This window comes from Streptomyces sp. RKAG290 (assembly GCF_023701695.1).
Lineage (GTDB): Bacteria > Actinomycetota > Actinomycetes > Streptomycetales > Streptomycetaceae > Streptomyces.
In genome coordinates this window covers 3,171,563-3,185,538 of sequence record NZ_JAJOZC010000001.1, presented here as the reverse complement: position 1 = coordinate 3,185,538, position 13,976 = coordinate 3,171,563, and the positions used below count along the sequence as shown (strand labels likewise).

General features: G+C 68.4%; 13 protein-coding genes. 5 read left to right on the top strand and 8 right to left on the bottom strand.

The window, feature by feature from the left end:
• Window positions 1–114 precede the first annotated feature (114 nt).
• Window positions 115–528, bottom strand: coding sequence for a metal-sensitive transcriptional regulator (locus LNW71_RS13805; RefSeq protein ID WP_250968513.1), 414 nt, complete (start codon window positions 526–528; stop codon window positions 115–117).
• A 200-nt stretch (window positions 529–728) separates the two neighbouring features.
• Between LNW71_RS13805 and LNW71_RS13800 the strand changes: the two genes are divergently transcribed.
• Entirely contained in the window at window positions 729–1,349 is a 621-nt protein-coding gene (locus LNW71_RS13800) for a DUF47 domain-containing protein (RefSeq protein WP_024493297.1), read from the top strand.
• A gap of 5 nt (window positions 1,350–1,354) precedes the next feature.
• Entirely contained in the window at window positions 1,355–2,353 is a 999-nt protein-coding gene (locus LNW71_RS13795) for an inorganic phosphate transporter (RefSeq protein WP_250968512.1), read from the top strand.
• A gap of 241 nt (window positions 2,354–2,594) precedes the next feature.
• Here LNW71_RS13795 and pstB read toward each other — a convergent pair whose 3' ends face one another.
• The 7 genes from pstB to LNW71_RS13760 all read right to left on the bottom strand — a co-directional run bounded on the left by pstB (window position 2,595) and on the right by LNW71_RS13760 (window position 11,294).
• On the bottom strand, window positions 2,595–3,371 hold the full coding sequence (gene pstB / locus LNW71_RS13790) for a phosphate ABC transporter ATP-binding protein PstB (RefSeq protein WP_250968511.1): 777 nt from the start codon (window positions 3,369–3,371) through the stop codon (window positions 2,595–2,597).
• A gap of 24 nt (window positions 3,372–3,395) precedes the next feature.
• Window positions 3,396–4,478 carry a phosphate ABC transporter permease PstA gene (pstA, locus tag LNW71_RS13785; protein ID WP_250968510.1) on the bottom strand — a complete coding sequence of 361 codons (1,083 nt, stop codon included), beginning with the start codon at window positions 4,476–4,478 and terminating at the stop codon, window positions 3,396–3,398.
• A complete protein-coding gene (pstC, locus tag LNW71_RS13780; protein WP_250968509.1) occupies window positions 4,475–5,467 on the bottom strand; it encodes a phosphate ABC transporter permease subunit PstC in 993 nt (330 codons plus the stop codon). Before pstC ends, pstA begins: the two co-directional genes overlap by 4 nt.
• Before the next feature lie 139 nt (window positions 5,468–5,606).
• Window positions 5,607–6,740 (bottom strand): phosphate ABC transporter substrate-binding protein PstS, encoded by a 1,134-nt coding sequence (gene pstS, locus LNW71_RS13775; RefSeq protein ID WP_250968508.1) that lies wholly within the window; start codon window positions 6,738–6,740, stop codon window positions 5,607–5,609.
• 864 nt (window positions 6,741–7,604) lie between these two features.
• Complete coding sequence (locus LNW71_RS13770) at window positions 7,605–8,042, bottom strand: NUDIX hydrolase (RefSeq protein ID WP_250968507.1); 438 nt, start codon at window positions 8,040–8,042, stop codon at window positions 7,605–7,607.
• Window positions 8,039–9,019: a CHAD domain-containing protein gene (locus LNW71_RS13765; RefSeq protein WP_374119404.1), complete on the bottom strand. Its 981-nt coding sequence runs from the start codon at window positions 9,017–9,019 to the stop codon at window positions 8,039–8,041. The genes LNW71_RS13770 and LNW71_RS13765 overlap by 4 nt, the downstream gene beginning before the upstream one ends.
• 19 nt (window positions 9,020–9,038) lie before the next feature.
• Window positions 9,039–11,294 (bottom strand): RNA degradosome polyphosphate kinase, encoded by a 2,256-nt coding sequence (locus LNW71_RS13760; RefSeq protein WP_250968505.1) that lies wholly within the window; start codon window positions 11,292–11,294, stop codon window positions 9,039–9,041.
• 155 nt (window positions 11,295–11,449) lie between these two features.
• Between LNW71_RS13760 and LNW71_RS13755 the strand changes: the two genes are divergently transcribed.
• The 3 genes from LNW71_RS13755 (at window position 11,450) to LNW71_RS13745 (ending at window position 13,471) form a co-directional block, all read left to right on the top strand.
• On the top strand, window positions 11,450–11,839 hold the full coding sequence (locus LNW71_RS13755; RefSeq protein ID WP_308294483.1) for a transposase domain-containing protein: 390 nt from the start codon (window positions 11,450–11,452) through the stop codon (window positions 11,837–11,839).
• A complete protein-coding gene (locus tag LNW71_RS13750) occupies window positions 11,833–12,972 on the top strand; it encodes an IS4 family transposase (RefSeq protein ID WP_285802114.1) in 1,140 nt (379 codons plus the stop codon). Before LNW71_RS13755 ends, LNW71_RS13750 begins: the two co-directional genes overlap by 7 nt.
• A gap of 82 nt (window positions 12,973–13,054) precedes the next feature.
• Window positions 13,055–13,471: a hypothetical protein gene (locus LNW71_RS13745; RefSeq protein ID WP_250968502.1), complete on the top strand. Its 417-nt coding sequence runs from the start codon at window positions 13,055–13,057 to the stop codon at window positions 13,469–13,471.
• Window positions 13,472–13,976: the final 505 nt, after the last annotated feature.

Here is a 13,976-nt window from a genome sequence, read left to right as displayed (position 1 = left end):
CCGGCAGTGGCCCGCGGCCCCTACGTACGGCTCTGAAGGTGCCGACGCCCCGCACCTACGGCCGTGACCGTGCCGGTGCCGGTGCCGGTGCCGGTGCCGGTGGGCGTGTCTGTCTCAGGTGCGCAGCAGTCGGGCGATGGCCTTGGTGGCCTCCTCGACCTTCGCGTCGATCTCCTCGCCGCCCTTGACCGCCGCATCGGCGACGCAGTGGCGCAGGTGCTCCTCCAGCAGCTGGAGCGCGAAGGACTGGAGCGCCTTGGTGGACGCCGATACCTGGGTGAGTATGTCGATGCAGTAGACGTCCTCGTCGACCATGCGCTGCAGGCCGCGGATCTGGCCCTCGATGCGGCGCAGGCGCTTGAGGTGCTCCGCCTTCTGGTGGTGGTAGCCGTGTATGCCTCGGTCGTGGTCCGTGACAATCGCGACTTCGGGAGCTGTGACATCTGCCGGGATCGTGGCGGCCGCGGGGGTCGCGGCGTCCGCCGTTTCCGGCGACCGGTCCGCCCCGGTGGCCTCTGTGGTGGTCATTGCTGCCTCCCGTTTTCCCTTTACCCTGCCGTTTACATACCCCTGGTGGGTATATCCTAACGAATTCAGCTGAAACGTGACCGGGGGCCCGTGCTGATCACTGTGCCTGATGCGCGACACTGAAGAATGCCGGTTAGCCGTGGCCGGATGATGCGCCTAGCATCAGCCTGACCGAATCCAAAGCACCCCGAGGACCCCACGTGCGCTTTCGTCTGACCCCCAGGGAGACGAGCTTCTACGACATGTTCTCCGCGTCTGCGGACAACATCGTCACGGGCTCGAAACTCCTGATGGAACTGCTCGGGGCGGATTCTGCCTCCCGAGTCGAGATCGCGGAGCGTATGCGGGCAGCGGAGCACGCGGGGGACGATGCCACCCACGCGATCTTCCACCAGCTGAACTCCTCCTTCATCACGCCGTTCGACCGCGAGGACATCTACAACCTCGCGTCGTCGCTCGACGACATCATGGACTTCATGGAGGAGGCCGTCGACCTGGTCGTGCTGTACCAGGTCGACGAGCTCCCCAAGGGTGTCGAACAGCAGGTCGAGGTTCTGGCGCGCGCGGCGGAACTGACCGCTGCTGCCATGCCGAACCTGCGGACCATGGACAACCTCACCGAGTACTGGATCGAGGTCAACCGTCTGGAGAACCAGGCCGACCAGATCCACCGCAAGCTGCTGGCCCAGCTCTTCAACGGCAAGTACGACGCCATGGAAGTGCTGAAGCTGAAGCAGATCGTGGACGTGCTGGAAGAGGCTGCCGACGCGTTCGAGCACGTCGCGAACACGGTGGAGACCATCGCGGTCAAGGAGTCCTGAACCACGTGGACACCTTTGTACTGATCGTGACGATCGGCGTCGCGCTCGGCTTCACCTACACGAACGGCTTCCACGACTCGGCGAACGCCATCGCCACGTCGGTCTCCACCCGGGCGCTCACTCCGCGCGCGGCGCTGGCCATGGCGGCGGTGATGAACCTCGCCGGTGCGTTCCTCGGCAGTGGCGTCGCCAAGACCGTCAGTGAGGGTCTGATCGCGACGCCCGAGGGCGACAAGGGGATGGGAATCCTCTTCGCCGCACTGGTCGGCGCGATCATCTGGAACCTTGTCACCTGGTACTTCGGCCTGCCGTCGTCGTCCTCCCATGCCCTGTTCGGCGGCATGGTCGGCGCGGCGCTCGCGGGCGGGACGCTGGTGCACTGGATGGGAGTGCTCGACAAGGTCGTCATCCCGATGTTCATCTCGCCGGTGATCGGCCTGGTGGTCGGCTATCTGGTGATGGTCGCCATCATGTGGATGTTCCGGAGGTCCAACCCGCACAAGGCCAAGCGCGGTTTCCGGATCGCCCAGACGGTCTCGGCCGCGGGCATGGCGCTCGGTCACGGTCTGCAGGACGCGCAGAAAACGATGGGCATCGTGGTGATGGCCCTGGTCATCTCGGGCCACGAGACCTACAGCGACCCGATCCCGATCTGGGTGAAGCTCGTCTGCGCGCTGATGCTGTCGCTGGGTACGTACGCGGGTGGCTGGCGCATCATGCGGACGCTCGGCCGGAAGATCATCGAGCTGGACCCGCCGCAGGGGTTCGCCGCGGAGACGACGGGGGCGTCGATCATGTTCGGATCGGCTTTCCTGTTCCACGCGCCGATCTCGACGACGCATGTCATCACCTCGGCGATCATGGGTGTGGGCGCCACGAAGCGGGTGAACGCGGTGCGGTGGGGTGTTGCCAAGAACATCATCCTGGGATGGTTCATCACCATGCCGGCTGCCGCGCTGGTCGCGGCGGCGAGCTATGGGGTCGTTGTTCTGCTGTTCGGGTGACGGTGGTGTCGGGCGGTGGGGCTGGTCGCCGGGTGCGCCCGGTGAGCGCTTTGTCCTCAATCGCCGGACGGGCTTGAAGCGTCGGCCTTGGGCTTGATGCGCCGACCTCGAACTTGAATGCGCCGGCCCTGAGGGCATGTCCGCAGGTCGAATCGGTCCGCCCCGCTCTCCGTGAGGAGAGCGGGGCGGACCTTTGCCTTGCGGTGGCACCGCCATGCAGCACCTCAAGGCCGTCTGTGGGTCAGCCGAAGCGGCCGGAGATGTAGTCCTCCGTTGCCTGGACCGACGGGTTGGAGAAGATGCGTTCCGTCTCGTCTATCTCCACGAGCTTGCCGGGCATGCCGACCGCCGCGAGGTTGAAGAACGCCGTGCGGTCGGAGACGCGGGCCGCCTGCTGCATGTTGTGCGTCACGATGACGATCGTGAAGCGCTCCTTCAGCTCACCGATCAGGTCCTCGATGGCGAGGGTGGAGATCGGGTCCAGGGCTGAGCACGGCTCGTCCATCAGCAGGACGTCCGGCTCGACCGCGATCGCGCGGGCGATGCAGAGCCGCTGCTGCTGACCGCCGGAGAGGCCGGAGCCGGGCTTGTTCAGCCGGTCCTTGACCTCGTTCCAGAGGTTCGCGCCGCGCAGCGACTTCTCCACGATGTCGTTCAGGGCGTTCTTGCGGTACTTGCCGTTCAGCCGCAGGCCCGCCGCGACGTTGTCGAAGATCGACATGGTCGGGAACGGGTTCGGGCGCTGGAAGACCATGCCGACCGTGCGGCGCACGGTCACCGGGTCGACGCCCGCGCCGTACAGGTTCTCGTCGTCCAGCAGCACCTTGCCCTCGACGCGGCCGCCGGGGGTGACCTCGTGCATCCGGTTGAGGGTGCGCAGGAAGGTGGACTTGCCGCAGCCGGACGGGCCGATGAACGCGGTCACCGAGCGGGGCTCCACGGTCATGGAGATGTCGTCGATCGCCTTGTGGGCGCTGTAGTAGGCCGACAGGCCACTGATGTCGATGCGCTTGGCCATCTGAATCACTGCTTTCTGCTGGCCTCAGCGGCCGGTCTTCGGGGCCTTCCAGCGGGCGATGCCGCGGGCCACCAGATTGAGGATCATGACGAAGGCGATCAGGACCAGGGCAGCGGCCCAGGCGCGGTCGTAGGAAGCGTCCTCGCCGATCTTGTACTGCTCGTAGATGTAGAACGGCAGTGACGACTGGGCGCCTTCGAAGGGGTTCGGGTTGATCAGCTGGCTGCCGAAGACCAGCAGGATGATCGGTGCGGTCTCGCCGGCGATCCGTGCGATGGCGAGCATGACGCCGGTGGCGATGCCGCCGATCGCGGTCGGCAGGACCACCTTCAGGATGGTGCGCCACTTCGGTACGCCGAGGGCGAGAGAGGCCTCGCGGAGCTCGTTCGGTACGAGCTTCAGTATTTCCTCGGTGGAGCGGACCACGACCGGGGTCATCAGGATCGTCAGGGCCAGGGCGCCCATCAGGCCGGAGGGCTCCAGTCCCGCGATCAGCATGATCGAGAGGATGAAGAGACCGGCGACGATGGACGGGATGCCGGTCATCACGTCGACGAAGAAGGTGACGGCCCTGGCGAGTGCGCCCTTGCCGTACTCCACCAGGTAGACGGCGGTCAGCAGGCCGAGGGGCGCGGAGATCAGGGTGGCGATGCCGACCTGCTCCAGGGTGCCGATCAGCGCGTGGTAGACACCGCCGCTGTCCTCGGAGCCCAGTACGCCTGCCATGGAGTGCGTCAGGAAGTAGCCGTCCAGACGCTTCGATCCGCGGCTGACGGTCGTCCACAGCAGTGAGGCGAGCGGAACGACGGCGACCAGGAAGCACACCCAGACGAGGCTGGTGGCGAGGCGGTCCCTGGCCTGGCGCTGGTTCTCGACGACCGTCGTGGCGACGTAGGAGATCGCCAGGAAGAGGAGGGCGGAGATCAGACCCCACTGGACCTTGCTCTGCCAGCCGGCGGCCACCGAGATCCCGATGCCCAGGGCGACCGAAACGGCGGCGAAGCCGAGGGGGGCCAGGCGCGGCAGCCTGCGGGTGCCGAGGCTGTTCTTCGGCCCGGGCGGTACCGGCGTCGGCCGGTCCTGCACGCTGATGGGTGCGTGGCTCATGCGTTGGCCCCCGAGTACTCCTTGCGGCGGGCGATGATGAGCCGCGCCGCGCCGTTGACCAGCAGGGTGAGGACGAAGAGGACCAGGCCGGAGGCGATCAGGGCGTCCCGCCCGAACGCGTCGGCCTCACCGAACTTCGCGGCGATGTTCTGGGCGAAGGTGCCGCCGCCCGGGTTGAGCACGTGGAACGAGATGAGGAAGCTCGGCGACAGGACCGTGGCTACGGCCATCGTCTCGCCGAGTGCGCGTCCCAGGCCCAGCATGGACGCGGAGATCACGCCGGAGCGGCCGAACGGCAGCACCGAGAGGCGGATGACCTCCCACCGGGTGGCGCCGAGGGCCAGCGCGGCTTCCTCGTTCATCTTCGGGACCTGGAGGAAGACCTCGCGGCTGACGCTCGTCACGATCGGCAGGATCATGATCGCGAGCAGGATGCCGACGGTGAAGAGCGAGCGGGCGACGCCGACCTCGGTCTTCTCGAAGATGTACGTCCAGCCGAAGAACTGGTCGAGCCAGAGGTTCAGGCCTTCGAGATACGGCACGAGGACGAGCGCGCCCCAGATGCCGTAGACGATGCTGGGCACCGCGGCGAGCAGGTCGACGACGTACGCGATCGGCGCGGCCAGTTTGCGCGGGGCGTAGTGCGAGATGAAGAGGGCGATGCCGACAGCGATCGGAACCGCGATGACCATCGCGATGATCGAGCTGACGACAGTGCCGAAGAGCAGGACGGCGATGCCGAAGACGGGCGGGTCGCCCGCGGGGTTCCAGTCGAACGTGGTGAAGAAGTTGCCCTCGTCCTTGGAGACGGCGAGGACGGCACGGTAGGTGAGGAAGACCGCGATCGACGCCATGATGACGAGCAGCAGGATGCCCGAGCCTCGGGAGAGGCCCACGAAGATCTTGTCACCGGCGCGGCCGGGGGGCTTGGGGCGCCCGCGCCCGGCGGGCCGGGTCGGTGGGGTTTCTATCCCTGTGGTGGAAGCCATGATCTTTCCGGTCTGTGTGGGGGAGCGGGGGCTCCCCTGGCGGCGGTGCACCGGATGGGGCTGGGGTGGCCGGCCGGTCCGGAGGGGTGCTCCGGACCGGCCCGCCCTGTGTGTGCGTGCGAGCCGTGCGGGGCCCGGGTTACGAGAGGCCGGAGACCGTCTCGCGGACCTTGGCGTTGATCGCCTCGGGGATCGGGGCGTAGCCGGCGTCGGTGAGGAGCTTCTGGCCGTCCGCGGAGGCGGTGTAGGTCAGGAAGGACTTGACGGTGCCGAGGGTGTCGGCCTTGTTGCCGCTGTCGCAGACGACCTCGTAGGTGACGAGGACGATCGGGTAGGCGCCGTCGGCCTTGGTGGTGTAGTCGAGGTCGAGGGCCAGGTCCTTGCCGGTGCCCTTGATCTTGGCGGCGGCGATGGCCTTGGAGGCGGTCTCCGAGGAGGCCTTGACCGGGGTGGCGCCACCGGTGTTGATGTCGACGGTGGTGATCTTCTGCGAGGTCGCGTAGGACAGCTCGAAGTAGCCGATCGAGCCGTCGACCTGCTTCACCTGGGTGGCGACGCCGGACGAGGCGGTCGCGCCCTGGCCGCCCGGGGCCGGCCACTTCTTCTCGGGCTCGTACTTCCAGTCGCTCGGGGCCGTGGCGGCGAGGTACTTGCCGAGGTTCTGGGTGGTGCCGGAGTCCTCGGAGCGGTGGAAGGGCTGGATGGCCTTGTCCGGAAGCTTGGCGCCGGGGTTGAGCTTGGCGATCGCCTCGTCGTTCCACTTCTTGATCTTGGTGTCGAAGATCTTGGCGAGGGTGGGGGCGTCCAGCGTCAGGCTGTCGACACCGTCGAGGTGGAAGCCGATCGCGATCGGGCCGCCGACCATCGGGAGGTTGATGCCCTGGCCGCTCTTGCAGGTCTTCTTCGAGTCGGCGACCTCTTCGGGCTTCAGCGCCGAGTCGGAGCCGGCGAAGCCGACGGTGCCCTGGTTGAACGCGACGATGCCCTCGCCGGACGAGGAGGCGTTGTAGTTGATCTCCACGCCGGAGCAGGAAGCCATGTAGTTCTTGATCCAGAGGTCCATGGCGTTCTTCTGCGCGCTGGAGCCGGACGCGCGCAACTGACCCTTGGCGCCGTCGCACTTGACGTTGGCCGCGGCCTTCGTCTGGCCGCCGTCGCCGCTGGTGTCGCCGCTGTTGTTGTCCGAACCGCACGCCGTGAGGACCAGGGCGCCGGAGACGGCGAGGGCACCGAGCGCGGTGGCACGAAGCCGGTTCTTGCGCTGAAGCTTCACTTTCGGGTGTTCCTTCCAGGAGCCGCCGAGGTGGTTTTCGTCCTACGACGGCGTGCGATGTGGTGGTGCGGGGGCGTGGGCCTTGCACCGGGTAGGTCCGAAATTAGGCAGAACAGGTGAAGCGGCCGACGGGAGTGAGTGAACGAGAGGTGAACCTTGACCTACAGCGGGGTGCCGCCTGCCGCGGCCCGGTTGAGCGGCCGAGCGTACGGGCCGGTCCCCGCACCCGCGTGCTGGCTCATCCGGAATTGCTGGAGCAGCCCTCGAATGAGGGATGTGTGTAAATGCTCAAGCGGGCTATTCTGGTTTTCACCAGTCCAGCCGCTATCACTGGCGGTGCGCTCATGGTCGCCCCGTCTGCAAGCGCTGCGGGATTCGGCTGTTCCGGTAGTCAGACCGACGTCTGTCCCGTGACACCGATGCCGATACGGGGGCGGCGCTCAGTAACGTCTTCCTGTACTACGGCGCCTCGACCGGCAGGAACTGCGCGTCGAACGTGCGCACCAGCGCCGGTGGCACCGGCTCGGCCGGCAAGTGCATCGACGTGAAGGCCGTCACCTACGCCGCCGGCGGCCGCTACGGCTTGGTGCGGCGTGACGGGCACTGCGGCTGAATTTCTCCTCTCGCCCATAGGCGGAGGCAGGGCCCGGCGCCGCATTCCGTGCGGGGGGACTGCAATTCGGGGTGCTGCGCCATCCGTTCATTCACCGATAATTATGCCGCGCCCGACCGGGCGCGGCTGATCGCTCTGTTCGCCACGGGAATGTCGGCGGGAGTGCGACGCCCCCGGAAGGGGGCGGGGCACCAGCGTCAGGGGTGCGGAATTCCGGATTCTGATGATCGGCGAGTATCCGGCACGCGTTCTCAGGGAAACTCGCCGGTGGCCTGAATGGTGCTGACGAATACGTCGACCAGCCAGGCGTCCCGGTCCTCGGTCAGGCGCTTCTGCGCGTCGGACGTGGAGAGCCAGGCGATCCGGTCGACCTCGTTGCTGGGCTCGAAGGTGCCGTCGGCCGCCTCGGCCGCCCAGTAGCGCACTTCCTTCGGCCGCTCGCCCACCATGTACCGGGCCGTGGGCAGCCCAGGGCCCGGGACGCAGCGGTAGCCCGTCTCCTCCAGGACCTCACGCAGCGCGCCGTCCAGCGCATCCTCCCCCCGCTTCAGCTTGCCTTTGGGGAACGACCAGTCGTCGTAACGCGGCCTGTGTACGAGGCAGAGCTCCGGACCGTCCCCCGGTGTCGGGGGCCGACGCCACAGCACACAGCCCGCCGCCCGTACGAGCGCGCCCACGGGTCCGCTCATGGCCGTGCCACCGCGGTCACGGCCGCCGCGTGCGGCCAGGTCTCCCGGAACACCGCGCGCGCCGCCTCCACCTCGTGGCGCTGGTCGGCGTGGAGCACCCCCAGGGCGTACGCGGTGGCCGGTGCGATCCGCGGGGTGCGGGCCGCCGATGCCGCTGCCGACGCCGCCTCCGCCGCGTCCCGGTGCAGGTCGAGGGCGTGACCGGGGCCGGCCAGGACCGGATCGGGGGCGCCGCGTACCACCTCATGGGCGTACCGGTGCAGGCGCAGCATGAGCCGGGTCTGGTGCCAGGGCGCGTCCTGCGCCTCGTTGTACGGGGCGGTCGTCTCGTCCGACGGGAGCGCCGCCACCGCGCCGAGCAGCCGCTGCTCGGCCCGGTCCGCGGGTTCGCGCAGCAGCTCGGCAGCGGGTGCGCCGGCCGCGGCGGAGAGGGGGACCTCGGAGGCGAGCAGCGCGACCGCGTCGGCCACCGCGTGGAAGCGGGCGGAGCCGAGCGCCTGGAGCGCCGCCGAGTGGGCGCGGGTCCGGGCGAGGGTCAGCTGGCGTTCGAGGAGTGCGCCGGCGCGTGCCGCACCGACGCCGAGCATGGCTCGTTCCTTGTCGGTGGCCGTGGCGCCGGGGCCGGAGCCACCGGATTCGGCACGGGCGGCCGGCAGGGGCGACCCCGACAGTCCGTGCAGCGCTTCGAGGAGCCGGTGCAGCCGGTCCGCGTACGCGTGCTCGCGGGCGAGCGTGCCGGACAGCCAGGCCAGTTCGGTGCGCAGCTGCTCGGCCCAGAGCGGATCGAGCGCGGCCCGGAAGGTGTGCAGGGTGCCGCTGATCCGGCGGGACGAGCGGCGCAGCGCTCCGGCGGCCTGTTCGGCGGCCCGGGGCCCGGCGTCCGTGGGGGCACTGTTCTCGCGGTGCAGGCGCAGACTCCGCAGGAAGTCCGCTGCCTGCGCCCGGAGATACGGTGCGAGCACCGCCCCGGCGGTCACGTCCGTCTGTGTCTGATGGTCAGGGCGTCGCACGCCTGCGCCTCCGGGCGTCAATGAGCATTTCCTGTACGTGCCGCAGTGGCCGGCCCTCCGCGTCCAGGGAGTGCCGGGTCCAGTTCCCGTCGGCTCCCAGGTGCCAGGACGTGGTGGTGTCGGCCATGCCGGTCTCGAGGAGCCGGCTGAGTGCGGCCCGGTGGGCGGGGTCGGTGACCCGGACCAGGGCCTCGATCCGGCGGTCGAGGTTGCGGTGCATCATGTCGGCGCTGCCGAACCAGACTTCGGGCTCGCCGCCGTTGCCGAACGAGAAGACCCGGGAGTGTTCGAGGAAGCGGCCCAGTATCGAGCGGACCCGGATGTTCTCGGAGAGGCCGGTGACGCCGGGCCGGATCGCGCAGATGCCCCGGACCCAGATGTCGACCGGGACCCCTGCCTGCGCGGCCCGGTAGCAGGCGTCGATGATCGCTTCGTCGACCATCGAGTTGACCTTGATGCGTACGTAGGCGGGCCGGCCCGCCCGCTGGTGGACGATCTCCTTGTTGATCCGGCTGATCAGCCCGTCGCGCAGCGACTTCGGGGCGACCAGCAGGCGGCGGTAGGTCTCGCGGCGCGAGTAGCCGGAGAGCCGGTTGAAGAGGTCGGAGAGGTCGGCGCCGACCTGCGGGTCTGCGGTGAGCAGGCCGAGGTCCTCGTACAGCCGGGCCGTCTTGGGGTGGTAGTTGCCGGTGCCGACGTGCGAGTAGCGGCGCAGGGTGTCGCTCTCCTGGCGGACGACGAGCGAGAGCTTGCAGTGCGTCTTCAGGCCGACGAGCCCGTAGACGACGTGGCAGCCCGCCTCCTCCAGCTTGCGCGCCCACTTGATGTTGGCCTGCTCGTCGAAGCGGGCCTTGATCTCGACGAGTACGAGGACTTGCTTGCCGGACTCGGCGGCGTCGATCAGGGCGTCCACTATCGGGGAGTCGCCCGAGGTCCGGTACAGGGTCTGCTTGATGGCGAGGACGTCCGGGTCGCCCGCGGCCTGTTCGAGAAAAGCCTGGACGGAGGTGGAGAAGGAGTCGTACGGGTGGTGCAGCAGCACGTCGCGTTCGCGCAGGGCGGCGAAGATGTCGGGCGCGGAAGCGGACTCGACCTCGGCGAGATCGCGGTGGGTGCCGGCGATGAACTTGGGGAACTTCAGCTCCGGCCGGTCCAGCGACGCTATGCCGAACAGCCCGGTGAGGTCGAGCGGTCCGGGCAGCGGGTAGACCTCGGCGTCGGACACCTTCAACTCGCGGACCAGCAGGTCCAGCACGTACGGGTCGATGGACTCCTCGACCTCCAGGCGGACCGGCGGACCGAAGCGGCGCCGCATGAGCTCCTTCTCCAGGGCCTGGAGCAGGTTCTCGGCGTCGTCCTCCTCGACCTCCAGGTCCTCGTTCCTGGTGACCCGGAACATGTGGTGCGCGAGGACCTCCATGCCGGGGAAGAGCTCTTCGAGGTGGGCCGCGATGACGTCCTCGATGGGGACGTAGCGCTGCGGCGAGGCCTCCAGGAAGCGGGTCAGCAGCGGCGGGACCTTGACCCGGGCGAAGTGGCGGTGACCGCTGACCGGGTTGCGCACGACGACGGCCAGGTTGAGCGACAGGCCGGAGATGTACGGGAAGGGGTGCGCCGGGTCGACGGCGAGCGGGGTCAGCACGGGGAAGACGCGCTGCCGGAAGAAGGTGAACAGGCGGGCCTGTTCCTTCTCGGTCAGCTCGGGCCAGCGGATCAGCTGGATGCCCTCGTCGGACAGGGCGGGGGCGACGTCCTGCTGGTAGCAGGCGGCGTGCCGGGCCATGAGTTCGCGCGAGCGGGTCCAGATCAGGTCGAGGACCTCGCGGGGCTGAAGTCCGGACGCGGAACGGGTGGCGACACCGGTCGCGATCCGGCGTTTGAGGCCCGCCACCCGGACCATGAAGAACTCGTCGAGGTTCGAGGCGAAAATGGCGAGGAAATTAGCCCGTTCGAGGAGCGGTGTCGACGGGTCCTCGGCCAGTTCCAGAACGCGTTCGTTGAATGCGAGCCAACTGCGTTCCCGGTCCAGGAACCGGCCCTGGGGCAGCTCGTCACCGTCGACGTCGGGTTCGTACGCGTCGGCGTCGGCGTCGAGCTCGGGGTCGAGATCGGCCGCTGTGGACAGTGCGGCGCCCGCGGACGAAGGGGCGGCGACGGCGTGCGGCCGGTGTGCGGCGAGGGAGCCGACGGACGGCTGAGCGGTGGGCTGGACCGGGACCTCGGAGCTGGGCTGCTGGCTCATGGGCCCATTGTTCCGCGTGGAGTGCTCCGAGGGCGCGTCGGAGGGGGAAGAGATCGCGGAGATCGCACGGTCGGCGCGGTCTCTACCGGGATTTCTCCCGTTGCGGGGGGACGGCACAGCTGGCTGCATCCTGAGAGGGTCGCAAGGCCGTCTGAATGCCCGGTAACGGCGACATGACATGCAGGAAGCGGTGTGGCCGTGTCCGGGGGTCCGCTTGGCCAATGCAGTTGCTTTTGAGCTGCGGAGATCGTTGCCCCACGTGTGACGGGTGGGGCGCGGGCCAGCGTGTGCGGATCGGGATCCTGACGAAGGTGTTCACCGCTGAGCTGGTCGACGAGGCGATAGCCAAGCACGACCGAGCCGAGCGGCGCCGTCGCCTCCTGCCGGCACGGTTGGTCGTGTACTTCGTCCTGGCTCTGTGCCTCTTCGCCCGGGAGTCGTACGAGGAGGTGCTGCGCGTGCTGACCAGCGGCATACCGGGCAGCCGGACCCTGGCGAGCGTGAACCGGTTCCTCGTTGTGCCGCGCGAGATCCCGGCTTGCTGAAGAGGTACTGGAGACCGTGTTCAGGCAGATCGCTGGCCCGCTCGCCACCCCGGCCACGGTCGGCGCGTGGTGGCGAGGGCTGCGGCTCCTCGCTCTGGACGGCACCCAGTTCGATCTCCCGGATTCGACGAGCAACGGCGACACCTTCGACGGCCCCCTCCACCACCGGCGGTGTCCCCTTCGGGTTCCCCCAGGTCAGGGCGGTGGTGCTGGCCGAGATTGGAACGCACGGAGTTCTTGATGCCCGCCTGGGCGGTTACCGCGACGGCGAACGCAGTCTCGCCTACCCGCTGGCCAGCTCCACCGGCCCCGGTGACCTGGTCATCGCCGACCGCGGCTTCTGGTCGGTCGAGTTCGCGCACAGATTCACCGTGACCGGCGCGAATCTGCTGGTCAGGCTCCAGTCCAACCACCTCGGTACGGCTCAGGAAGAGCTTGCGGACGGCTCGTACCTGTCGATGGCGCGACCGGGCCAGGAGGTCCGGCTCCGAGCCGCACGAGAAGGTCGGGCCCTGCCCACGCACACGATCTACCGTGTTATCGCCTTCGAGAAGGACGGCAAGGTCGCCTATCTGGGCACGACGCTGCTGGACCCCGAGCAGTACCCCGCCACCGAGCTGGTCGCGCTCTACCGGGAACGCTGGGAGATCGAGCTCGCCTTCGATGAGATCAAGAACCACCTCGGCCCCGGCGGGCCGATCAGGTCGCGCACACCGGAGGGCGTCCGGCAGGAACTGTGGGCCTACCTCGCGGTCCACCACGCAATCCGCCAGTTCGCCCACACAGCGGCCCTCGCCCGCCCGGCGGTGGACACCGACCGTGTCTCCTACCTGAAGTGCGTCCGCATCATCCGCCGCAGCATCCCGTCCCAACTCGGAGCGACCACCGCCAAGCTCGCCCGCTCCTTCACCGAAGCCAGGCGGGAGGCACGCGCACGCCTCCTCCCGGCCCGGCGCAATCGGGACTGCCCACGCGCGATCAAGAAGCCGAACCGCTGGCCTGTACTGAGGACCCGTGCCAGACGCGGCAGCGTGCAACCCGGCCGCTGGGCCCACAACCCGACCTCGAAACCGAAGAGCACCCGCCGGGCCGGAAGGCCGGCACTCAAGGGAAAGCAAACCCCGCCGCCCTAACCATCTGCGTGCTGTCCCCAGGGGCGAGGGAGCGTCAGTGCCAGCGGATAGCGTCTCTCGCGAATCTCGGGTTGGGAGTGCCATGAGCTGGGACATTCTTCTGCTGCCGCTACCTGCGGACCTCACGTCGATCGACGACCTTCCCGCTGATCACGAGCCGCCTCCCATCGGAAGCCGGTCCAGCGTCCACGAGGCACTCAGGTCAACCGTGGGCGAGGTTGACCTGACCGATCCTGCATGGGGCGAGTTGCTCGGTCCGACCTGGGTGATCGAACTCGGCGTCGGTGAGCACGACCCTGTCGAGTCCGTCATGCTCCATGTCCGGGGCGGGGAAGACGACGTGCTCCCCGTGATCTTCCACATCTCCCGAGCTCTCGACTGCCGCGCCTTCGACTGCTCGACCGGCGAGCTGCTCACGGACGATGCTCCGGCCAGTTGGAACGCCTTCCAAGTCTTTCGGGACAGGGCGATCGCGTCTGACCCAGCGGACAAGCCCTAGATGGGTGCCGACCTCCGCAGCGTGGTCGTTAGTGAGTGTTTGAGATCCCTGGTCGAGGGGCGTCTGCGGTTGGACCATGGAGCTTGTGGCATCTGTCGGGATGGTTCGGCGATATTGCCGGGAGTGTGGGGTTCCGCTGCCGCCGCCAGCTTCGTGGAGATAGGACAGAGCTCGGCACAGGCACTCGCGGGCGGTGGCTCCGTCGGCCCGCATCGGGTGGCTCAACGGGCCGCCACCAGCAGTGAACGTCCATGCGGGCTTCTGGTCCCGCAGCCTCTCAGCGTCCACCCTGATCGCGGCGCCCACACCCTGCTCGCCCAACCATTCCAGGATGAGGAGTACCGCATCCTCGATGCCACTGTCTTGGTCGATCTTCGGCCATCGCCCCGGCTCGCTGTCACCAGCGCAACTCTAGCCACAACCCGACGACGGCAGCCGTGCCGATCAACCGCAGTCTAGGCAAGCCAGCGGGCGCTATGCCGGTGGCGTCCAGGCTCAATCTCGA

What these genes read in the sequence shown, in the direction of transcription:
- pstB (WP_250968511.1), bottom strand. Translation starts at nt 3,371, where the DNA reads ATGGCCAAGCGCATCGACATCAGTGGCCTGTCGGCCTACTACAGCGCC.
- LNW71_RS13755 (WP_308294483.1), top strand. Translation starts at nt 11,450, where the DNA reads ATGCCCGGTAACGGCGACATGACATGCAGGAAGCGGTGTGGCCGTGTC.
- pstC (WP_250968509.1), bottom strand. Translation starts at nt 5,467, where the DNA reads ATGGCTTCCACCACAGGGATAGAAACCCCACCGACCCGGCCCGCCGGG.
- LNW71_RS13805 (WP_250968513.1), bottom strand. Translation starts at nt 528, where the DNA reads ATGACCACCACAGAGGCCACCGGGGCGGACCGGTCGCCGGAAACGGCG.
- LNW71_RS13745 (WP_250968502.1), top strand. Translation starts at nt 13,055, where the DNA reads ATGAGCTGGGACATTCTTCTGCTGCCGCTACCTGCGGACCTCACGTCG.
- LNW71_RS13770 (WP_250968507.1), bottom strand. Translation starts at nt 8,042, where the DNA reads ATGAGCGGACCCGTGGGCGCGCTCGTACGGGCGGCGGGCTGTGTGCTG.
- pstA (WP_250968510.1), bottom strand. Translation starts at nt 4,478, where the DNA reads ATGAGCCACGCACCCATCAGCGTGCAGGACCGGCCGACGCCGGTACCG.
- LNW71_RS13760 (WP_250968505.1), bottom strand. Translation starts at nt 11,294, where the DNA reads ATGAGCCAGCAGCCCAGCTCCGAGGTCCCGGTCCAGCCCACCGCTCAG.